The sequence below is a fragment of the Staphylococcus sp. 11262D007BW genome, assembly GCF_053547815.1.
Map to the genome: position 1 here is coordinate 1,348,167 of NZ_JBPWPJ010000001.1, position 22,899 is coordinate 1,371,065.

General features: G+C 36.2%; 21 protein-coding genes. 14 read left to right on the top strand and 7 right to left on the bottom strand.

Annotated elements, in window-relative coordinates; genetic code table 11:
• Positions 1–44 precede the first annotated feature (44 nt).
• Positions 45–122, bottom strand: coding sequence for a delta-lysin family phenol-soluble modulin (locus tag ACEE93_RS06700; RefSeq protein ID WP_449155861.1), 78 nt, complete (start codon positions 120–122; stop codon positions 45–47).
• Positions 123–514: 392 nt separating this feature from the next.
• Between ACEE93_RS06700 and ACEE93_RS06705 the strand changes: the two genes are divergently transcribed.
• Genes ACEE93_RS06705 through agrA form a run of 4 tightly spaced genes read left to right on the top strand, consistent with a single transcriptional unit; the run spans position 515 to position 3,279 of the window.
• Complete coding sequence (locus tag ACEE93_RS06705; protein ID WP_449155778.1) at positions 515–1,087, top strand: accessory gene regulator AgrB; 573 nt, start codon at positions 515–517, stop codon at positions 1,085–1,087.
• Complete coding sequence (gene agrD / locus ACEE93_RS06710) at positions 1,084–1,221, top strand: cyclic lactone autoinducer peptide AgrD (protein WP_449155777.1); 138 nt, start codon at positions 1,084–1,086, stop codon at positions 1,219–1,221. The genes ACEE93_RS06705 and agrD overlap by 4 nt, the downstream gene beginning before the upstream one ends.
• Before the next feature lie 28 nt (positions 1,222–1,249).
• A complete protein-coding gene (gene agrC, locus ACEE93_RS06715; protein WP_449155776.1) occupies positions 1,250–2,548 on the top strand; it encodes a quorum-sensing sensor histidine kinase AgrC in 1,299 nt (432 codons plus the stop codon).
• A gap of 14 nt (positions 2,549–2,562) precedes the next feature.
• Entirely contained in the window at positions 2,563–3,279 is a 717-nt protein-coding gene (gene agrA, locus ACEE93_RS06720; protein WP_449155775.1) for a quorum-sensing response regulator AgrA, read from the top strand.
• 57 nt (positions 3,280–3,336) lie between these two features.
• Here the strand turns inward: agrA and ACEE93_RS06725 are convergent, their stop codons facing one another.
• Complete coding sequence (locus ACEE93_RS06725) at positions 3,337–4,842, bottom strand: sucrose-6-phosphate hydrolase (RefSeq protein WP_449156466.1); 1,506 nt, start codon at positions 4,840–4,842, stop codon at positions 3,337–3,339.
• A 384-nt stretch (positions 4,843–5,226) separates the two neighbouring features.
• Here ACEE93_RS06725 and ACEE93_RS06730 point away from each other — a divergent pair, with 384 nt between their 5' ends.
• Entirely contained in the window at positions 5,227–6,522 is a 1,296-nt protein-coding gene (locus tag ACEE93_RS06730) for an NtaA/DmoA family FMN-dependent monooxygenase (RefSeq protein WP_449155773.1), read from the top strand.
• Positions 6,523–7,431: 909 nt separating this feature from the next.
• Here the strand turns inward: ACEE93_RS06730 and ACEE93_RS06735 are convergent.
• Entirely contained in the window at positions 7,432–8,067 is a 636-nt protein-coding gene (locus tag ACEE93_RS06735) for a redox-sensing transcriptional repressor Rex (protein WP_449155772.1), read from the bottom strand.
• A gap of 151 nt (positions 8,068–8,218) precedes the next feature.
• Here ACEE93_RS06735 and ACEE93_RS06740 point away from each other — a divergent pair, with 151 nt between their 5' ends.
• Complete coding sequence (locus tag ACEE93_RS06740; protein WP_449155771.1) at positions 8,219–10,168, top strand: ABC-F family ATP-binding cassette domain-containing protein; 1,950 nt, start codon at positions 8,219–8,221, stop codon at positions 10,166–10,168.
• A gap of 215 nt (positions 10,169–10,383) precedes the next feature.
• Here the strand turns inward: ACEE93_RS06740 and tsaD are convergent, their stop codons facing one another.
• Genes tsaD through tsaE form a run of 4 tightly spaced genes read right to left on the bottom strand, consistent with a single transcriptional unit; the run spans position 10,384 to position 12,946 of the window.
• Positions 10,384–11,409, bottom strand: coding sequence for a tRNA (adenosine(37)-N6)-threonylcarbamoyltransferase complex transferase subunit TsaD (gene tsaD, locus ACEE93_RS06745; protein WP_449155770.1), 1,026 nt, complete (start codon positions 11,407–11,409; stop codon positions 10,384–10,386).
• On the bottom strand, positions 11,399–11,827 hold the full coding sequence (gene rimI / locus ACEE93_RS06750) for a ribosomal protein S18-alanine N-acetyltransferase (protein WP_449155860.1): 429 nt from the start codon (positions 11,825–11,827) through the stop codon (positions 11,399–11,401). Before rimI ends, tsaD begins: the two co-directional genes overlap by 11 nt.
• 11 nt (positions 11,828–11,838) lie before the next feature.
• Entirely contained in the window at positions 11,839–12,504 is a 666-nt protein-coding gene (tsaB, locus tag ACEE93_RS06755) for a tRNA (adenosine(37)-N6)-threonylcarbamoyltransferase complex dimerization subunit type 1 TsaB (RefSeq protein WP_449155769.1), read from the bottom strand.
• Positions 12,497–12,946 (bottom strand): tRNA (adenosine(37)-N6)-threonylcarbamoyltransferase complex ATPase subunit type 1 TsaE, encoded by a 450-nt coding sequence (gene tsaE / locus ACEE93_RS06760; RefSeq protein WP_449155768.1) that lies wholly within the window; start codon positions 12,944–12,946, stop codon positions 12,497–12,499. Before tsaE ends, tsaB begins: the two co-directional genes overlap by 8 nt.
• 416 nt (positions 12,947–13,362) lie before the next feature.
• Here tsaE and ilvD point away from each other — a divergent pair, with 416 nt between their 5' ends.
• The 8 genes from ilvD to leuD are packed head-to-tail and all read left to right on the top strand — an operon-like array spanning position 13,363 to position 22,895.
• The gene (ilvD, locus tag ACEE93_RS06765; protein WP_449155767.1) at positions 13,363–15,051 is read left to right on the top strand and encodes a dihydroxy-acid dehydratase; all 1,689 of its coding nucleotides are present in this window, start codon (positions 13,363–13,365) and stop codon (positions 15,049–15,051) included.
• A gap of 16 nt (positions 15,052–15,067) precedes the next feature.
• Positions 15,068–16,828, top strand: coding sequence for a biosynthetic-type acetolactate synthase large subunit (gene ilvB, locus ACEE93_RS06770; RefSeq protein WP_449156467.1), 1,761 nt, complete (start codon positions 15,068–15,070; stop codon positions 16,826–16,828).
• On the top strand, positions 16,825–17,298 hold the full coding sequence (ilvN, locus tag ACEE93_RS06775; RefSeq protein ID WP_449155765.1) for an acetolactate synthase small subunit: 474 nt from the start codon (positions 16,825–16,827) through the stop codon (positions 17,296–17,298). The genes ilvB and ilvN overlap by 4 nt, the downstream gene beginning before the upstream one ends.
• A 33-nt stretch (positions 17,299–17,331) precedes the next feature.
• Positions 17,332–18,336, top strand: a complete 1,005-nt coding sequence (gene ilvC / locus ACEE93_RS06780) for a ketol-acid reductoisomerase (RefSeq protein ID WP_449155764.1) — start codon at positions 17,332–17,334, stop codon at positions 18,334–18,336.
• A 33-nt stretch (positions 18,337–18,369) separates the two neighbouring features.
• Positions 18,370–19,905, top strand: a complete 1,536-nt coding sequence (locus tag ACEE93_RS06785; RefSeq protein ID WP_449155763.1) for a 2-isopropylmalate synthase — start codon at positions 18,370–18,372, stop codon at positions 19,903–19,905.
• Positions 19,902–20,951: a 3-isopropylmalate dehydrogenase gene (gene leuB / locus ACEE93_RS06790; RefSeq protein ID WP_449155762.1), complete on the top strand. Its 1,050-nt coding sequence runs from the start codon at positions 19,902–19,904 to the stop codon at positions 20,949–20,951. Before ACEE93_RS06785 ends, leuB begins: the two co-directional genes overlap by 4 nt.
• Before the next feature lie 2 nt (positions 20,952–20,953).
• Positions 20,954–22,336, top strand: coding sequence for a 3-isopropylmalate dehydratase large subunit (gene leuC, locus ACEE93_RS06795; protein ID WP_449156468.1), 1,383 nt, complete (start codon positions 20,954–20,956; stop codon positions 22,334–22,336).
• On the top strand, positions 22,326–22,895 hold the full coding sequence (gene leuD, locus ACEE93_RS06800) for a 3-isopropylmalate dehydratase small subunit (protein WP_449155760.1): 570 nt from the start codon (positions 22,326–22,328) through the stop codon (positions 22,893–22,895). Before leuC ends, leuD begins: the two co-directional genes overlap by 11 nt.
• The last annotated feature ends 4 nt before the right edge of the window (positions 22,896–22,899 follow it).

Consider the following 22,899-nt stretch of genomic DNA (forward strand, 5'->3'; position numbering starts at 1 on the left):
TTTTGATATTCTCATATAAATACGGGATATTTTGTGGCTACGAACTACTTAGTGAATTTTTGAACTGTTTCTGCGATTAATTTAACGAAATCAACAATTGTTGTAATGATATCTTGTGCCATAGTGCTCCACCTCCTATAAATATGTTAATCCAAAGACTATAGATTGTGTAATTGCTTAGTATGACATTATCCGAGCGAAGAATACGACATACTAAGATGTAAACCGACTTTTAGCTTGAGGCCTCATAATAATAGTAAGCCTTCTATCATATCTTCTATTATGATGCGACCCAATCACTTATTTGTGATTATGGTTATATTAAAACACGTTATTTTTAGTATTTGTGTATTTTTGCGTAACTCACCATTTTAAGTACTTAACTGTTAACTTTTATGTTAATATAAGCTTATAATTTAATTCATAAACAGTTAAGCATAATATTTGAACAGTTAGGCAAAAATAATAATTTACTACTAAAAGTGTTATATAATTTGATTAAGGAGGAAAGCTTGTGCACATCATAGATAGAGGAATCGAACGACTTGCTCGTAAACTACAACAAAAACAGAATCTTGATCATATCGCGTTTTTAAAAGTACGTTTAGGTATGCAAGTTGTTGCTATCAATCTATTTAAAGGGATTGTGACATACGGACTAGCACTCCTATTGAACATCTTTTTATACACACTCGTAGTTCATCTTAGTTACTCAGCCTTACGACATTTTTCGCATGGTGCGCATGCGAAATCATCACTGTTATGTCATATACAAAATATTTTATTTTTTGTATTAGTGCCACTACTTTTGAGCCATTATGACATACCATTTGTGTTTATGTTATGCTTATCTATAATAGGATTAATTATAGCCATACGTTATGCGCCAGCCGCAACACGTAAACAACCTATTAAAGCATCACGTAAACCCAACTTAAAGTGGAAATCTATTTTAACTATGGTAATACTAATAGGAATTTCACTTATAGTACCTCAACCATATAATATAATGATTAATTATGGTTTAGCATTACAAGCAAGCACTTTATTACCCATATTTTTCCCTAAGGAGGAGAAGGAATTATGAACTTTTTAGACAACTTATTAAACTTATTTACAAATCTATTCAAATCAATTGGTAATTTCGCAAAAATTGATACATGTACTGTATTTTTCGATGAACCTGAAGTACCTCAGGAATTACTTGATTTAGATAAATAAGATTTATGATTAGAGAGTGTGTATAAATTTGGAAATTATATTAATTTTTATTACTGCATTATTCCAAGCTTTTGTCCTTTTTACAGTCACTAATATTATATTAATAGACAAACCAACATACACACGAAGGGATTACCTCTCTATATTTTTAGGGATTGTAATCCCTTCAATACTTTTATATTTATTCATTGATAAGGCTAGTCTTGTATATTTAACAGTTGGTTTTTTATGGTTCTTTTATAAGAAGAGAAGAATTATTGGTATTATTAGTGTAATTATTAGTGTATTGATACTTACATTATGTGACTTTGTTTCAACTTTGGTCTATCAATATATTATTAGCTTTAATGATAATTATTATTTCAGTCAATTTATGTACGGGTTAGTATTTGCGATTATAGCATTCTCTATCGCATTTGTATTACGTCAATTAATGAATGTATTAAAAGTGTCTTGGTTATACATTAATCGTTGGTATTTAATATCTTTATTTGCATTTTTAATTATTTTTTCCATTACCATTTATTTCTACATACCGAAAACCGTAAACGACTTGGATGATATGCTCGCAGTTTCAGTTTTAGTATTTTCCTATTTTTTTGCATTTATCGCCGTGATTACACTTGTATCCATTAGTGTCGCACGAGAGATGCGCTATCGTCGTAATCAAAAAGAAATAGAGGATTATTATAAGTATACGTTGCAAATTGAAAAGATTAATAACAAAATGCGTAAGTTTCGTCATGATTATATTAATATTTTATCAACAATGTCAGAATACCTAAGAGAAGACGATCTTGAGGGCTTGAAGACTTATTATCATGAAAAAATTAGTCCTTTAAAAAACAATTTTGAAATGAATACGATTAAACTGAATGGTATTGATAAATTAAAAATTCGTGAAATCAAAGGTTTACTAACTACTAAGATTTTACAAGCACAAGAAAACAATATCGAAGTTAGTGTAGAAGTAGCGGATGAGATTGATGCTATTAACATGGATTTTATTGATTTAAGTCGTGTTTTAGGTATTATTATGGATAACGCCATTGAAGCTTCTCTAGATATTGAGAACCCAATGATACAAATTGCATTTATTCAAACTGATGATGCTGTACTTATTATTATTATGAATAAAGCACCAGATAATTTACCGAAACTACATACTTTATTCCAAGAAGGCTATTCTACAAAAGGGTCTGGTCGAGGTCTTGGTTTATCTACACTAAAAGAAATTACAGATAACACACCAAATGTATTATTAGATACAACGATTGAAAATCATTATTTTATACAAAAATTAGAAATCTTAAATGAAGATTTGTAAGGAAGTGACGATACATGAAGATTCTGATTTGTGAAGATGATCAAAAACAACGTGAACGTATGGTTGAAATCATTGAAAACTATATTATGATTGAAGAAAAGCCTATGGAAATTGAAGTCGCTACCGATGATCCATACGAAATTTTAGATACAGCTAAAAATATGACTGATATCGGTTGCTACTTTTTAGACATTCAACTCGAATCAGATATCAATGGTATCAAACTAGGTAGCGAAATTAGAAAGCATGATCCTGTGGGCAATATTATTTTCGTGACAAGTCATAGTGAGCTAACATATCTCACTTTTGTCTATAAAGTCGCAGCACTCGATTTCATTTTTAAAGATGATCCTGATAACTTACAAACACGCATTATAGATTGTTTAGAAACTGCATTAGCACGTTTAGATTTGTTAACTAAAGACAACACTATTGAAACATTAGAGCTTAAACGTGGTAGCAATTCTGTTTATGTCAATTACGATGATGTGATGTTTTTTGAATCATCTCCTAAATCTCATCGCCTTATTGCGCATTTAGATAATCGCCAAATAGAATTTTATGGTAATTTAAAAGAAATTGCTCAATTAGACGATCGTTTTTTCAGATGTCACAATAGTTTTGTGTTAAATCGTCATAACATTACCCATGTTAATTCTAAAGAACGCATTGCATATTTTAAAAATGATGAATTTTGTTATGTATCAGTACGTAATTTAAAGAAAATATAATGACATTAAAAAGGGACAAAAGCCGTTACGCTTGATGTCCCTTTCTTTTTTATAACACTATATTTCGTTATCTTCTTGTGAAGCTTCAGTTTGAATATCATATTTTGACATTTTCAAATACACTTGTCCTGTTTCAGTGGAGACTTTAATTTTATTAGAGTTGTCACTTGGAAAAATTCTAGAAGTTAAAACTTTGTCTCCTTCATTACAGAAAATTTCAATACTTGAAGTGTCTACAAAAATACGCAATTGATATAAATCTTCATTCAATGTTGCGACACGATCTGTTCCTTCGACTGGATATGGCAATTGACCGCTATCAAAACGCTCTAAAGTAACCTCTCTAGTTCGGCTATTATAGCGTATGGTCGTATGTTCCATTTTTGAAGCTCTTAATTGGAACTCAATCGCTGATGCTTCATTGTCTAAAATATCAATAATAAGTTCATATTGCTTACCTTCGTATGGATTTAATTGTTTAACAAACTTGTCAGCATAACCTAGAGCTGTTTCTTTTTCTCCACGCAATTTTCGTAAATGCATATGTGGTTTTTGTTTCAATCGACCATGTTCTACTACTAATGTGCGAGGTAATGTTAAACAGTGCGCCCAACCTTCATCATCAGTGGGATATTGTGTGTCAGGTAGGCCCATCCACCCTATTAATACACGTCGCCCTACTTCATCTTCAAATGTTTGCGGCGCATAGAAATCGAAACCATGATCTAATTCTTGAAAAGGACCATGTTCAAATACTAACGTGTCAAAATCAAGTTTACCCATGATGTAGCCACTTTGATATTGATTTCTAAATGCAGTATTGGTCGCTTCTACCCCTTGAGGAGAAAACATTAAAAAATCATATCCATTAATATTAAAGTAATCTGGGCATTCCCACATATATCCAAAATTGGTTAAGTCCGTTTGAATTTCTCCTAAAAATGTCCATTGTGTTTCAGGGTGATCCGCTTCATATAATAGCGCACAGCCTGTCATATCTTCTCTTTGAGCACCGATGATGGCGTATAGCTTATGATCTTTTTGAAACACTTTAGGATCTCTAAAGTGTTGTGTATAGCCTTCAGGCGGTGCTTCAATAGCTGGTGGTGTTATTTTATGTACTTCCCCTTTTTCATCTACTTTAGCAATCATTTGTCTACTTTCTCTTTGCCACTGTGCTGTACGATGATTAGCAGTATACATATAGTAAAGTGTATCGTTAAATACAAAGGCACTTCCGCTATACACACCATGACTATCGTAAGACGTATCTGGCTTCATAATAATGCCTTCACGTTTAAAATTGGTTAAGTTCGTTGCTTTATAATGGTCCCAATATTTTAGGCCATGTACAGCACCTAAAGGGAACCACTGATGAGATAGATGATATTGCCCGTTAAAATAAATTAAACCATTTGGGTCATTAAGCAACCCCGTTATAGGTTGTATATGAAATCGTTGTCGAAAAGAAGATTGAGCAACTTTTTGTTTAAGCGCTTCGTAAGTTTGATCATCAATATCTTCAAGTTTTCGATAACGTTGATCTCGGCTCCATTGCTCCATGGAAGCGTACCTCCTCTTTAATGTATTAGTTACTTCTTGGTTTATCAATAGAATATAAAAACTATAACGTTTATATTCATCTTGGAGAAAAACGACTTTTCTGTTGATATGTATCTATCAATCTTAATATTGTGATTGTATTACTTATATCAGTCGTTTCCCTTACTCAATATGTAATGGTGAATGACGTTACTTCACCTTAAAACTTTAAATTCTATTTTATCATATTCCTAAAGGCTCATGTCAGACAACCCTAACTTCTCTTTAAATATAAAATTAATATCAATATTCTATTTTATGAGCTTCAATTGAAGGAGGATCATCTGAGTATTCTATCGTTTCTTTGTTATACTCAACATAGAGATTATATAGGGGGATGATTAAATGGATAAACAAATGCACTTAGGGGTGTTGTGTTATAGTACAGGGTTACACCCCGCTGCATGGCGACTTGATCACTCACGTATTAATGAAATTGGGACGATTGAGTATTTGATTGAAGTTGCACAATTAGCTGAACGTGGAAAATTGGATGCTTTCTTTTTAGCAGATGGACAATATATTTCTGGTGAAGAAACTGGACACCTTTCTTATTATTTTGAACCAATGACCGCCCTAGCTGCCATTGCTCGAGAAACGCATGCGATTGGTTTAGTCGGTACAATCTCAAGCACGTTTTATGAACCCTTTCATGCTGCTCGTTTGTTATCAAGCTTACATACAATCTCTCAAGGTAGAATAGGAGCCAATATCGTTACTTCACAGTTTGATAAAGAAGCCCACAACTATTCTATGCATACTTTACCACCTCTAGAGACACGTTACGAAAGAGCAACTGAATTTATCGAGGTCATGAAGCGATTGTGGTCCTCTTTCTCTGATAAAGCGATTCAAAATGATAAACAATCTGGTAAAGGGTTAGATGCGCAGTATATTCAACCGATTCATCATAAAGGCACTCATTTTTACGTCGATGGTGCTTTAAATATTCCTTCCTCTGATAAACTAGGAAGACCTTTACTCTTTCAAGCCGGCACTTCCATTCCTGGTCGAAATGTCGCAGCGCAACATGTGGATGCGATTTTTTCGATTGCTTGGAATAAACATGATGCTAAAACGTTTCGAGATGATATTCATCAACGCGCTCAACAGTTTAAACGTACACCACCACTTGTATTGCCAGGCCTTACTGTTTACGTTCATGAAAATGAACAAAAAGCTTATGAGATGAAAGAAAAGTTAGATAGTTTCATTCCTTTACAACATAAACAAGCTCAACTTGAAAAAGCCATTCAGTTTGATACAAAACATTGGGAATTAGATGAAATGGTACCGACGCTGCCACCTTATGAAGCACATCCTAAAAAAGTGACTCGTTCAGTGTATGAAGCTATTCGAAATGCAGTCATTACAGAACATCTTACTTTAAGACAATTACTTGAGCGTTTTTCGACTTGGATTGGTCATAAGACCATCGTAGGTACACCTGAAAAAGTAGCAGATGAAATGATTGCATGGTTTAAAGACGAGGCTTGTGATGGCTTTATGCTCATGCCGCCAACCATCCCTGAGTCTTTTAACCAATTTGTCAATTTAGTCATTCCCATTCTTCAGGAAAGAGGCGTTTTTCGTAAAGATTATGCGCAAGCTCGCATTGCTTCTCACTTTAATCGACATTAAGTTCAATTACGAATGCTTAGGTGTCTTTGAGTGTGCTCACTTTTACAGCTAAGCACAAAATACGGGAAAGCATGCAATGTTTCACTTTTCACTCTTTTTTAACTGTATACTTTAACCATACTCCAATTATAAAACTCCCTTCCCAATATTAAAAAAATGTTCCTCAAAAAAGAGGAGTCGTGTCCTTCCCATTGGCACGGCTCCTCTTTTGATTGCGTCTCTCAGTTTAAATATTTAATTCATCAGATTATGCGCTATACACTGCTTCAAAAGTTGTCCCCTCAACAAAAAGCTCTAGGCGCATTGTTTTAAAGGTTCGCCTGCTCATCTTCATTCGCATGCATAACGTGCACTAACTCACTGCGTTCGAAGTTAATCTCGGTTCGCCTGCTCATCTTCATTCGCATGCATAACGTGCACTAACTCACTGCGTTCGAAGTTAATCTCGGTTCGCCTGCTCATCTTCATTCGCATGCATAACGTGCACTAACTCACTGCGTTCGAAGTTAATCTCGGTTCGCCTGCTCATCTTCATTCGCATGCATAACGTGCACTAACTCACTGCGTTCGAAGTTAATCTCGGTTCGCCTGCTCATCTTCATTCGCATGCATAACGTGCACTAACTCACTGCGTTCGAAGTGCACGTAATTGTCCGCACTTTGTTAATCCGGCTACGTGCTGCAAAACTCTCGACAAAATGAGTCGCTTCACTAAAACCAAAGACCGGTTTGAGTTCAGCGCTCGATTTTGCTCGAGTTCTGACCGCAGCACTCCGCACTTTGTTTTAATCCGGCTCCCAATTGCAGGGTTCTCGATAATACTACGTGACGCGCAAAAATCAAAGAGCGATTTTCGCTTGTCCCTAGGTATTACATCGAACCCTGACTGCAATTGTCCACACTCTGTTTTTAGTTCCCGTAATTTTTCATGAAGAATAGTAAGGATTGGAGTTCGACGCCTAGGTCGATTTGATGTACTTGAACGTTGTTTGGTGTGCTTAGGCGTTTTGGTGTAAAGTTTAATATGCCTTTGATGCCGTTATCGACAAGATAATCTGTTACTTCTTGTGCTACACGTGCTGGTGTCGTTAAGATGATGACTTCAATGTGATGTTCTTTTATTAATTTTTTGATGTCTTCCATAGATTTAACCGTCACATTTCCAATTTGTGTGCCAATCAATGCTTCGTCTATATCAAAAGCTTCTGTAATCGTCATGTCATCATGTATGGAAAAGTTATAATTGATTAATGCTTTCCCTAAATGACCTACACCGACAACGCCTATATTGATGACTTCTGAATCACTCAACTCTGATTTAAAAAACTCTAATAAACTGTCTATATTATATCCGTAACCCTTTTTTCCTAATTCTCCAAAATAAGAAAAATCACGACGAATGGTTGCTGAATCTATATTTAAACCTTCACTAATGGCTTTAGAATTTACACGATCTTCCCCTTTTGCCTTTAAGGTATTTACAAATCGATAATACAAAGGCAAACGTTTCAATGTTGCACGTGGTATTTTATTTATTTCTTTCACTATTTATCCTCCTTTGAAATAGTGTTCATTCTTGTGAGACTGTTCACAGTTAATACTTAAATTATACCTGAATTTATTATGTATTAAAACAGTAACTATTTTATACTTTGTGGCTTTATTGTACAATAAGTATTTGAGAGGAGTGTCCTTCATGATATTAATGCAATTAAGTCAAATTAGTAAATCCTTTGATGGCGAAACAATCTTTGAAAATGTCAATTTAGAAATAAAAACCGCTGAACGTATTGGTATAGTTGGGCGAAATGGTGCCGGTAAGTCAACATTAATGAAACTCATTGCTGGTACAGAGACATATGATGAAGGCCATATATCAAAAGTAAAAAATTTACGCATTGGTTATTTAACCCAACAAATGACTTTAGATACCCAAAATACAGTGTATGAAGAAATGGCTAAACCCTTCCAAGACCTTCTATCTATCTCTAAAAAAATGGAAGAAGAAGTGGAATGGTTAAGTGAACATGCGGATGCTCATGATTCTGACGCCTATCAAGAACATCTATCAAGGTATGAACAACTATCGAATACTTTTGAACAACAAGAAGGTTATCAAATTGATAGTAAAATCAAAACGGTCTTAAATGGGTTAAATTTTACAGAAAAAGATTACAATCGTACGGTTAATGATTTTAGTGGGGGTCAAAAAACACGCTTATCTTTAGCTCAAATGTTATTGAGTGAACCCGATATTCTATTACTCGATGAACCGACGAACCATCTTGATATGGAAACCACTGAATGGCTTGAAGATTATCTCAATTATTTTAAAGGCGCCATCGTTATCATCTCACACGATCGTTACTTTTTAGATAAAATCGTTACACAGATTTATGATGTTTCTTTAGGCGAAGTTAAACACTATATTGGTAACTATGAAAAATTCATTCAGTTACGCGACCAATATTATGAAAAACGTCTACAAGAATACGAACGTCAACAAGCGGAAATTAAACGACTTGAAACGTTTGTTGATAAAAATATCACACGTGCGTCGACAAGTGGTATGGCAAAAAGTCGCCGCAAAATGTTAGAAAAAATGGAACGCATCGCGAAACCTATGATTGATGCTAGAAGTGCTAATATCCAGTTCAATTTTCAACGTAACACAGGCAATGATGTGTTTCATATAAGACATCTAGAAATTGGCTATGATCATCCGATTACGTCTCCAATTCATTTAGAGGTGCAAAAAGGAGATCATATTGCGATTATCGGCCCAAATGGTATTGGAAAATCAACATTTATTAAGACGCTTGCACAACGTTTACCCGCTTTGTCTGGTGAGATAGTACAAGGTGCAAACTTAAAAATTGGCTATTATGACCAAAAACAAGCAGAATTTTCATCTAATAAAACGATTTTAGATTACGTTTGGGATCAATATAAACATATTCCTGAAAAAGATATACGTGCTATTTTAGGTCGTTTTCTTTTCACACAAAATGATGTTAATAAAATTATTCATGATTTATCTGGTGGCGAAAAAGCAAGACTTCAACTCGCTTTACTCATGTTAGAAGAAAATAACGTTTTAATTTTAGACGAGCCGACGAACCATTTAGATATTGATTCTAAAGAAATGTTAGAACAAGCTTTAACAAACTTTGAAGGCACTTTAATCTTTGTTTCGCATGATCGTTATTTTATCCGTGCACTAGCGAATAAAATCGTCGCACTTGATCATCATGGTGCAACCGTTTATCAAGGTAATTATCAATACTATCTTGATAAACTAGAAGAACAACGAGCATTAAGTGCATATCAAGAGCAAAAAGCAACAAATACAGAGCCTAGTCCATCTAAAACTGCTACAACGCAACAACATGACTATCAAGATCAAAAAATCATTAGACGTGAAAAGAGAAAACTAGAGCGACAAATCTCGGATTTAGAAACAAACATCTCGCAATTTGAGGCATCGATTGCTGAAATTGATGCACAAATGTTAGAAGAAGATGTGATGAATGATTATGAAAAGACTCAATCATTATCAGAAGAAAGACAAACCCTTGAACAAAAACTTGAGGATACCCTGTCAGAATGGGAAACATTACAATTACAACTTGATGACTATCAATAATTATAAATAATCCCTAGTAATGGTGGCGTACGACATTCTATAAAATAACGTTTAAAATGAAGCGCCGATTTACTAGGGTTTTTCATTAGATTTATGATATATAGAAAGTGATTATGTACATGTTACCCACACAACAAAGAAACTTATGCACAAGTTATTCACAAATTGTGCATAAGTACAAATGTTCGCTATTGACATTAGCGCATTAGGTTAAATTACATCGTTTGATATAATTCGATATCCATACTACTTTTACCATTTAATGTCATATCTCCTCTGATGCCTTTTTGATAGACATAGTATCCTGCTGCACCGATCATTGCCGCATTATCGGTACATAATGAGGGCTCTGGAATTTTAAGTGCAATGTTTCGTTGTTCTGTTTCTTGTTGTAATGCTTTGCGTAATCCTTTATTACTTGCTACGCCTCCCGCAACAATGAGTTGCTGAACATTATAAGCTTCACATGCTTTCATCGCTTTACCTACAAGTACTTCAATGACACTCTCTTGAAAGCTTGTCGCTACATTCTCAGGAACAATGGTTTCTCCTTTTTGTTTTAAGTTATGCAATTTGTTAATCACTGCACTTTTTAATCCACTAAAACTAAAATCAAAGCTATCGGGTTCTAACCATACTCTTGGAAAGTCATATACATCTTGCCCTTTAGTTGCTAATTGATCAATCACAGGACCACCAGGATAAGCTAATCCTATCGTTCTAGCCACCTTATCATAAGCTTCTCCAACCGCATCATCACGTGTCTCACCTATGATTTCAAAATTAAGATGATCTTTCATATATACCAGTTCAGTATGGCCCCCAGAAACAATTAAAGCAATCAGCGGAAATTGCATCGGTTCTTCTAATTGGTTAGCGTACACATGCCCAGCAATGTGATGCACAGGAATTAACGGTTTTTGATGCGCAAAGGCGAGTGCTTTCGCTGCACTTACCCCTACTAATAGCGCACCAATTAAGCCTGGTCCTTGTGTGACTGCGATCGCATCCACATCATCCATTGTGACTTGTGCCTTTGTTAAGGCATCTTCAATCATAATTGTTATATTTTCAACATGATGACGACTCGCGACTTCTGGTACTACACCGCCAAATCGTTTATGGCTGTCGATTTGACTTAACACACTGTTACTTAATACTTGTTTACCATCAGCAACAACACTGACACTTGTTTCATCACAACTGGTTTCAATCGCCAGAATTAATGTTTCATTCGTCATTTAAATTCACCCACATTACTAAAGCATCCTTTCCATCACCATAATAATTTTTTCGACGTCCTCCATATTCAAAACCTAACTTTTGATACACATGTTGCGCCGTTTCATTCTCCACTCGCACTTCTAAACTCATGGTAGTCGCTGAATGTGCCGCATAATTCATCACATATTGTAATAATAATTGACCTAAACCAATGCCTCTGTTGTGAGGTGTGATAGCAATCGTCGTCACTTGTGCTTGATCAATCACAATCCATATTCCACAATAACCAATAATGTCATTGTCATACTCTATCACAAAGTAATGTGCAAAGTTGTTTTCTAATAGCTCGTGGTAAAACGCATCCTTTGTCCAAGAGCTATCATTAAAACTCAATTGTTCAATATGATTAACCATCGGGACATCTTGAACTGTCATTTTTCGAATGTTTAGTCGTTCTTCGATTGTTGTTTGTCCAACCAATTTTGTTCTGCCTCCGATAATTTTAAATACTGTGGTGTAAATGAATGAACTGCACTTGGTGTATCCTTGATATTTACCATTTGATCTGCTTGAGGTAAATTAGGTTGTTGAGAATATGATTTTAATTCATCGAAATGTTGCGTATCCTGTCCTACAAATATGACGTTATCATATGACTGTATATGAGAAAGTAAATCCTCTAATGCGATATATTGATCTTCCATTATCGTCATCAATTCTTTATCAGACCATTTGTAAACACCTGTATAAACATATTGACGTCGTGCATCAATGATTGGCACAACGTAACACTCTGATTGTTTAACGGTTGCTGCTAGAACTTTTAATGAAGAAACACCATACAATTGACAGTTTAAAGTATAAGCTAATGTTTTTGCTGTCGTCACACCTATGCGTAGTCCGGTATACGAACCAGGCCCCTCGGCTACAATAACTTCGCTGATATGTTGGGGTGTTAACTTTGCTTCACTGATCAATTGCTCAATAATTGGCATCAGTTGTAGAGAATGATTACGTTTAACATTCGAAGTATGCACATTTAGTACTGCGCCCTCCTGAACAAGCGCGACTGAAATGGGTTGATTAGACGTATCGATGCACAAACTAACCATGAATAAGTGCCTCCTTTACTTGTTGAAAATGTTCGCCGTATGCTTCAATTTCAATATTACGCTGTGTTTCATTTAACACTTTAATTTTTATTTTTAAAACGTTGCTTGGTAAAAATGAGGAAATAAATTGACTCCATTCGATGACCGTAATGGCATGGTCATTAAAGTATTCCTCAAACCCTAAATCTTCTTCTGCATTTTCTAGTCGATAACAATCCATATGATGAAACATCAATTCTCGTCCACGATAGGATTTAATGATATTAAATGTTGGTGAGTTGATCGTTCGTTTGACACCTAATGCTTGCCCAATAAACTTTGATAATGTCGTTTTTCCTGCTCCTAAATCACCATCAAGTAAAATCACATCTTTTTCTTTTAACAATGGCACTAATTGATTGGCAAATTGTTGCATCTCTTCAATATTGTTTATTGTAATCATATGAACGCTCCCTCGTTAATCTTCCTATTTATTGTAACAGATTTTCATGACTTTGACTTTATGTTAATATCAATCGAAATTACAGATATTTTCAAAAAATTCATTTTTCTTGTTGACAAATGATTACTGATGAGGTAAATTAAGAAGATGAATTTTCTAACAATTCTCTAAATTCAGACACAAACTTACTTTACCATTTAACTTGAAAGGAGCGTAATCGTTATGAATACACCATTTAACCCTTCCCATAATCATCAAAATATTATTATTTTATTATTACGCTCAGGGCTGGAGCTTTAGTATCGTTATACTAAATGCTTAAGTCCTATTTCAAGTTGAATGGGACTTACCTAATACGTCCCAATTCATCATTGGGGCGTATTTTTTATTTGCTAAAAATCGAGGAGGTCACAACTATGAGAAGTGATGTTATCAAAAAAGGGGATCATCAAGCGCCAGCTCGAAGTTTACTTCATGCTACAGGACAAATTCAATCCCCTACGGATATGAATAAGCCTTTTATAGCGATTTGTAATTCCTATATCGATATCGTACCAGGACATGTGCATTTAAGAGAACTTGGTGATATCGCTAAAGAAGCCATTCGTGAAGCAGGTGGCATCCCTTTTGAATTTAATACAATTGGTGTGGATGATGGCATTGCTATGGGACATATTGGTATGCGCTACTCCCTACCTAGTCGTGAAATTATTGCAGATGCAGCAGAAACAGTCATCAATGCGCATTGGTTTGATGGTGTATTTTACATTCCTAACTGCGACAAAATTACACCAGGTATGTTATTAGCAGCTGTCAGAACAAATGTACCAGCAATTTTTTGCTCTGGTGGTCCTATGAAAGCTGGATTATCATCACAAGGAAAAGCCCTTACCCTATCTTCAATGTTTGAAGCAGTTGGTGCATTTAAAGAAGGAAACATGACTAAAGAAGACTTTTTAGATATGGAACAAAATGCATGTCCAACTTGTGGTTCGTGTTCAGGTATGTTTACCGCTAACTCAATGAACTGCTTAATGGAAGTTTTAGGATTGGCCTTACCATACAACGGCACTGCCCTAGCAATTAGTGACCAATGCCGTGAAATGATTCAACAAGCGGCTAAACAACTCGTTGAAAACGTAAAAAACGACGTGAAACCACGTGATATTGTAACGAAAGAAGCAATAGATGATGCATTTGCGTTAGACATGGCGATGGGTGGTTCAACGAATACTGTCCTACATACACTCGCAATCGCTAATGAAGCTGGCATCGATTATGATTTATCAAGAATTAACGAAATTGCACAAAAAACACCTTACCTATCCAAAATTGCACCAAGTTCTTCTTATTCAATGGAAGATGTCCATCAAGCTGGTGGTGTCCCTGCTATTATTAATGAACTGATGAAAAAAGAAGGTGTTTTACATCCAGATCGTATCACAGTTACTGGTCAAACGTTACGTGACAACAACAAAGATAAAGCAATTTTAAATGAGGAAGTCATTCGTACCCTCGATCGACCATATGATCAACAAGGTGGCTTATCTGTACTCTTTGGCAATATTGCACCTGAGGGAGCAGTCATTAAAGTTGGTGGTGTAGATCCATCAATTAAAACATTCACTGGTGAAGCTATTTGTTTCGATAGCCATGACGAAGCGGTAGCTGCCATTGATGATCATCGAGTACGTTCAGGCCATGTCGTTGTCATCCGTTATGAAGGTCCTAAAGGTGGTCCAGGAATGCCTGAGATGCTTGCCCCCACTTCTTCCATCGTTGGTAGAGGCTTAGGTAAAGATGTCGCATTAATTACAGATGGACGATTCTCAGGAGCAACGCGTGGTATTGCAGTAGGCCATATTTCTCCTGAAGCCGCTTCTGGTGGACCCATCGGCTTAATTGAAGATGGCGATCAAATTACCATTGATTTAACAAATCGAAAGCTCGACTTAGATGTAGACCAAGAAACTTTAAATCGTCGTAAAGAAAACCAAAAACCTTTTAAAGCAAAAGTAAAAACAGGTTATTTAGCACGATATACTGCGCTTGTAACAAGTGCCAATACTGGTGGTGTAATGCAAGTGCCAACATACTTAATTTAAACTGGAGGGAGTCCTCATGATAGAATCTGAAAACATCAATCATACATTTCATGACGACATCAAAAAATTAGAAAAAAACTTAACCCCTGTAGAATCATTGAAATCAGGAGCCGAATTATTAGTACAATCTTTTTTAGAAGAAGACGTAGAGTATATTTTCGGCTACCCAGGTGGTGCTGTTTTACCGTTATACGATACATTTTATGATGAACATATCCCACATATTTTATATCGTCATGAACAAGGTGCAACACATGCAGCTGAGGGTTACGCGAGAGTCAGCGGTAAACCAGGAGTTGTTGTAGTAACAAGTGGACCAGGTGCAACCAATGCCATCACAGGTATTGCAGACGCTTATAGTGATTCTCTACCTTTAATTGTTATTACAGGCCAAGTAGCTACTCCGGGGATCGGGAAAGACGCTTTTCAAGAAGCAGATATTTTATCAATGACGACACCAATTACAAAACATAATTATCAGATTCATGATGTTAAAGATATTCCTAGAGTCGTGAAAGAAGCGTTTCATGTAGCCAATTCAGGCCGTAAAGGGCCAGTAGTGATTGACTTCCCAAAAGATATGGGCGTGCTCTCAACTAATGAAATACATGATACGACTGTTCATACGCCTGGTTACACTGTTAATACAACACCGCAATTAGATGAAGTACAAAAGTTGTTAAATTACTTAAAAAAGGCTCAAAAACCAGTAGTGTTGGCTGGTGCTGGCATTAATTTTTCAAAATCGAATCAGGAATTACTTACCTTTGTTGAACGACATCACATTCCTGTTGTTACTACGTTACATGGTTTGGGTGCCATCCCTTATTCTCACCCATTATTTTTAGGAATGGGCGGTATGCATGGTTCATATGCGAGTAATATGGCGCTTACAGAATGCGATTTACTCATTAATTTTGGGTCAAGATTTGACGATAGATTAGCAAGTAACCCTGCAGAATTTGCGCCTCATGCAACGATTGTCCATGTCGATATCGATCCATCCGAAATCAATAAAGTGATTCAAACAGATTTAGGGATTGTCGCAGATGCTAAAGAGGTCCTTACCCAATTATTACGTTTTAATTATGCACCACAACAACATGATGAATGGGTAAAACATGTTCAATCTAACAAGGACAAACACCCTTTCACGTATCAAACAGAAACACATGAAAATGCCTTTTGTAAGCCACAACGTGCTATTGAATATATTGGTGAACTTACCAATGGCGAAGCTTATGTCACTACAGATGTTGGACAACATCAAATGTGGGTAGCCCAATTTTATCCTTTTAAAACACACGGCCAACTCATTACAAGTGGTGGTTTAGGTACAATGGGATTCGGTATCCCAGCTGCAATAGGTGCCAAATTTGCTAAACCGGATAAAACGATTGTTGCGTTTGTTGGTGATGGTGGATTTCAAATGACCAATCAAGAAATTGCGCTTATGAATGAATTCAATTTAAATATTAAAGTAGTACTCATTAATAATGGGACACTTGGAATGGTGAAACAATGGCAAGATAAGTTTTTCGATCAACGTTTTTCTCATTCAGTATTTAATCATCAACCCGATTTCATTCAGTTAAGTGAATCGTACGGTGTTAAAGGCTTTTTAATAGAAGATCCATCTAATATGGAATCAACACTAGATGAGGCTTTTCAATACGATGGGCCAGCAGTCATCGAAATTCGCATCTCCCCTACTGAACCTGTATTACCTATGGTTCCTAGTGGCAAAGCGAATCATGAAATGGAGGGCTTATTATGAGGAGAACTTTTAAAGTACTTGTATTCGATAAAGCCGGTACATTAAACCGATTAACCAGCCTATTTGTGAGACGCCAATTTAACATCGTCAATATCACAGCAGGTCAAACATTACAAAATGGTATTACTGAAATCACTTTTGTCGCTGAAGTCCCTAACGATCAAGTTTTACGTACAATTGTCCAACAACTAAAAAAACAAGTAAATACGTTATCCGTCAAAGATATTACAGAAACCAATACATTTAACCGAGAATTACTATTAGTCAAACTTAAAAATACTGAAAATAAAAATAATTTAGAAAAAGTGATTCAACCCTATTCAGATATTTTAAAGATACTAAAAGAAGAAAATCAGTTTATTTATTTACAAGCTGCAGGTCCCCCTTACACCTTAGATCAACTTATTGAAGACCTAAAGCCATTCGATATAGATGCATTGTCTCGCTCTGGCACTACTGGTATAGAATAAAGTTTATTTTAATTAAATTTGGAGGTTTTTATTATGACAAAAGTTTATTATGATCAATCCGTTGAAAAAGATGCATTACAAGGTAAAAAAATCGCAGTAGTAGGTTATGGTTCTCAAGGACACGCTCATGCTCAAAATTTAAAAGATAATGGTTATGACGTCGTAATCGGTATCCGTCCTGGACGCTCATTCGATCAAGCCAAAAAAGATGGTTTCGAGGTGTATTCTGTAGCAGAGGCTGTAAAATCATCGGAAGTCGTGATGGTACTACTACCCGATGAAATCCAAGGCAAAGTTTATGAGGAAGAGATTGCCCCTAACTTAGAAACTGGTAACGCCTTAGCTTTTGCCCATGGTTTCAATATTCACTTCGGTGTTATTAAACCACCTCAAAATGTCGATGTCTTTTTAGTAGCACCTAAAGGCCCTGGCCATCTTGTGCGTCGTACTTTTGTTGAGGGATCAGCTGTCCCCGCTTTATTTGCGGTTGAACAAGACGCTACTGGCGAAGCACGTGACTTAGCTTTAAGTTATGCAAAAGGAATTGGTGCAACACGTGCTGGTGTATTAGAAACATCTTACAAAGAAGAAACTGAAACAGATTTATTTGGTGAACAAGCAGTACTTTGTGGCGGTGTCACACGTTTAATTCAAAGTGGTTTTGAAGTACTAGTAGAAGCAGGTTATCAACCAGAAATTGCTTATTTCGAAGTATTACACGAAATGAAATTAATTGTTGATCTAATGTATGAAGGCGGTCTTGAAAATATGCGTTATTCTATCTCAAACACAGCCGAGTTTGGTGACTATGTCTCTGGCCCACGTGTCATCACAGAAGATACAAAAGAGAACATGAGAGCCGTTTTAAAAGATATTCAAAGTGGTCAGTTTAGCGATCGTTTTATTAAAGATAATGACAATGGATTTAAGGAATTTAAACAACTGAGAGAAGACCAATCTAACCATCAAATTACGCAAGTCGGTCAAACACTTCGGGATATGATGCCATTTATTAAATCTAAACGCATTCAAAAATAAACACAATTCGATAAAGGTGAGGAGTGATGATAGATGTCTAACCATATTCAAATTTTTGATACAACCCTTAGAGACGGTGAACAAACCCCGGGCGTGAGCTTTTCTTTTGAAGAAAGAATTGCGATTGCACAACAGCTTGAAGATTGGGGTGTAGACGTCATAGAGGCGGGATTCCCTGCCTCCAGTGACGGGAGCTTTAAGTCCGTTCAATCAATTGCCCAAACACTAAATAAAGCAACTGTATTAGGACTTGCACGTTGTAGAAAACCAGATATCGATGCCGTTTATGAAGCAACACGAGAAGCTGTTTCTCCTTCAATTCATGTTTTTATTGCGACCAGCCCAATTCATCTAGAACATAAATTAAAAATGAGTGAAGATGAAGTATTAGATGCCATTCAAGAACATGTCTCTTATGCACGTACTTTATTTGATACAGTACAGTTTTCACCAGAAGATGCAACACGCACACCGCTTCCATTTTTAATTCAATGTGTCCAAACTGCTGTCGATGCTGGCGCCACTGTTATTAACATTCCAGATACTGTAGGCTACACTTACCCTACTGAATATGGACATATATTCAAATCACTCCTCGACCGTATTCGAACTGATGTACCAATTACGTATAGTGCACACTGTCATGATGATTTAGGTCTCGCGGTCGCTAACAGTATGGCTGCTATTGAAAATGGCGCAACACGCATTGAAGGTACTGTGAATGGCATTGGTGAACGTGCTGGGAATACAGCGCTAGAAGAGGTTGTTCTAGGCTTGTATGTCCGACAAGATCACTACAATGCTACAACTCAAATTAACTTTGAAAAAACAAAACATACGTCAGATTTAATTGCACGTTATTCAGGTATTCGTGTCCCTCGTAATAAAGCAATCGTTGGTAAAAATGCTTTTAGTCATGAATCTGGTATACATCAAGATGGTTTTCTGAAACATCGTGAAACTTACGAAATTATGACGCCACAAATGGTCGGTGTGAAAGGTACAGAATTACCATTAGGCAAATTGTCTGGTAAACACGCTTTCCAAGAAAAACTTAAAAATTTAGGTTATCGCATTGAAGAAGAAGATCAAAAATCATTGTTCAAGGCATTTAAGTCTATTGCCGATAAGAAAAAAATAGTTACCGATCGTGATATTCATGCTTTAATTCAAGGTACTGAACATGAACAACATGCTCAATATCAATTAGAGGCGCTACAATTACAATTTGTCTCTACCGGCGTACAAAGTGCAGTCGTCATTTTAAAAGATAAAAACAATCAAGTGTATCAAGATTCAAGTATTGGTACAGGATCTATTATTGCCATTTATAATGCTGTTGATCGTATTTTCAATATTAAACCAGAATTATGTGACTATCGAATTGAAGCACTTACAGAAGGAATTGATGCTCAAGCAGAAGTACATATTCGACTTAAATTAGGTGAAACAGAAGTCACAGGTATTGGATTTGACCATGACATTCTTTATGCATCTTGTAAAGCGTATGTAGAAGCATCATCGAAATTAGTCACATCCCCTTTAAAAAAGGTCGGTGATACGCAATGACGCATCGTATTATCGCACTACCAGGTGATGGTATCGGCCCTGAAATCATGAGTGGTACAGTAGAATTATTAAAACATATTTCAGAAAAATTTAACTTCTCAGTGTCTGTAGACTTCTTTCCTTTTGGTGGCGATGCGATTGATCGATATGGCGTGCCCCTACCTGCTAAAACATTAGAAGCATGTCAAAAGGCACATGCCATCTTATTAGGTGCTGTAGGAGGTCCGCAATGGACTGATGCATCTTGTCGACCAGAACAAGGGTTACTCGAGTTAAGACAATCATTACAACTATTTGCGAATGTTAGACCCACTGTTGTAACAGCAGCGACAGTGCAATATTCGCCGTTAAAAGCGAATATTGTCCAAAATACAGATTTTGTAATTTTGCGCGAATTAACTGGTGGTCTATATTTTAGTGAACCAAGATATTTAAAGTCTGAAGAAGCATTGGATTCATTACATTATACAAAAGAAGAAATTAAACGTATTGCTCATGTAGGTTTTAAACTGGCTCAATCTAGACGCCAAAAATTAACATCCGTTGATAAAGAAAATGTACTCTCATCAAGTCAGTTATGGCGACAAACCGTCAATGAAGTGGCGTTGGATTATCCTAACGTAGAAGTTGAACATTTACTAGTAGATGCATGTAGTATGCACCTACTCCAGCGTCCTACTGATTTTGATGTCATTATTACTGAAAACTTATTTGGAGATATTCTAAGTGATGAAGCGTCAGTTTTACCGGGCACGCTCGGTTTATCCCCTTCTGCTAGTTTTAGTATTGAAGGCCCTAGACTATATGAACCAATTCATGGTTCTGCACCAGATATTGCTGATCAAAATATTGCGAACCCATACGCTATGATTTTATCGCTAGCAATGTGTCTAAGAGAATCTTTAAACCAACCTTCAGCTGCAGACCTCATTGAATCGTTAACTTATCAACTCATAGATCAAAAAGTGGTTACCCCTGATTTAGGAGGAGATTATCATACAAGTGAAATATTTGAAAGAATGCATCAACTTTTAGAGGAGGCATAACAATGGGACAAACACTATTTGATAAAATTTGGAACAACCATACGATTACTGGTAAAGAAGGCGAACCGCAACTATTATATGTCGATTTACACTTAATCCATGAAGTCACATCCCCTCAAGCCTTTGAAGGTTTGAGAATGAATCGTCGTTCTTTACGTCGTCCTGATTTAACGTTTGCAACGATTGATCATAATGTCCCAACTAAAGATATTTTTAATATTAAAGATGACATTGCTTTAAAACAAATTGAAACGCTACAAAATAATTGTAAAGCATTTGATGTCACATTGTTTGATATGGGAAGTGATGAACAAGGAATCGTGCATATGGTAGGACCTGAACTCGGGCTAACGCAACCTGGTAAAACCATTGTATGTGGCGATAGTCATACTGCAACACATGGTGCTTTTGGTGCCATCGCTTTTGGTATTGGAACAAGTGAAGTGGAACATGTCTTTGCAACACAATCGATCTGGCAAACTAAACCTAAAAATTTAAAAATAGAGGTCAACGGGCAGTTACCCCCTGGCGTCTATGCTAAGGATATTATTCTATATCTTATTAATCATTATGGTGTGCATTTTGGAACGGGCTATGCACTAGAATTTACAGGTGAAACTATTCAACAATTGTCGATGGAAGAACGCATGACTATTTGTAACATGGCCATTGAAGCGGGTGCAAAATATGGCCTCATTCAACCAGATGAAACGACTTTTAATTATTTAAAAAACCGTCCTTATACCAGCGATATCAACGAAAAAATCCAAGAATGGCAACAACTTTATTCAGATACAGATGCTGAATTTGATCATACGATTCATATTGATGTTAGCGATTTGGAACCTCAAGTGACTTGGGGCACAAGTCCAGAAATGGGTGTTCACTTTAGCACCCCTTTCCCTGAAATAAAAAATGATAATGATGAAAGAGCTTATCGCTATATGGGCTTAAAACCAGGTCAAACAGCATCTGATATCCCTCTTGGTTACGTATTCCTTGGCTCTTGTACCAATGCACGGTTATCAGATCTAAAAGAAGCTAGTAAATATGTTAAAAATCAAAAAGTTCACCCAAATATTACCGCGATAGTAGTGCCAGGTTCTCGTAAAGTGAAGCAACAAGCCGAACAACTTGGATTAGATACCATTTTTAAAGACGCTGGATTTGAATGGCGTGAACCTGGTTGTAGTATGTGCTTAGGCATGAATCCAGACCAAGTGCCAAATGGTGTACACTGTGCTTCTACAAGTAACCGTAATTTTGAAGGCAGACAAGGTAAAGGCGCTAGAACGCATTTAGTCTCTCCAGCAATGGCTGCCGCTGCTGCCATTCACGGTCGATTTATTGATGTACGAAAGGTGGTTGCTCAACATGAAAATTAAACCGATTCAACGTTATACAGGTAAAATCGCACCGCTTTTTCATCATAATATCGATACTAATCAAATTATTCCTAAGTATCATTTAAAAAGAATTACTAAAACAGGGTTCGGTCAATTTTTGTTTGATGAATGGCGCTATTTGGAAGATGGATCTCCTAATCCTGATTTTGTACTCAATCAACCTGAATATAAAGATGCGACAATTTTAGTGACAGGCGATAATTTCGGATGTGGTTCCAGTCGAGAACACGCCGCGTGGGCACTTAAGGATTTTGGTATTGATATTGTCATTGCTGATAGCTTTAGTGACATCTTTTATATGAATTGTACCAAAAATGCCATTCTACCAATCAAACTTAACGAGGCTAATCGTAAGGCTATTGCTGAACACACAACCATCACTATTGACCTTCCACAACAAATCATTGAATTACCTGATCAAAAAATTCATTTTGATATTGATAAAGCTTGGAAGTATAAACTTGAAAATGGACTGGACGATATCGATTTAACACTACAATATGAGGATGAAATCAAACAATACGAACGACAAAACTAAGCAC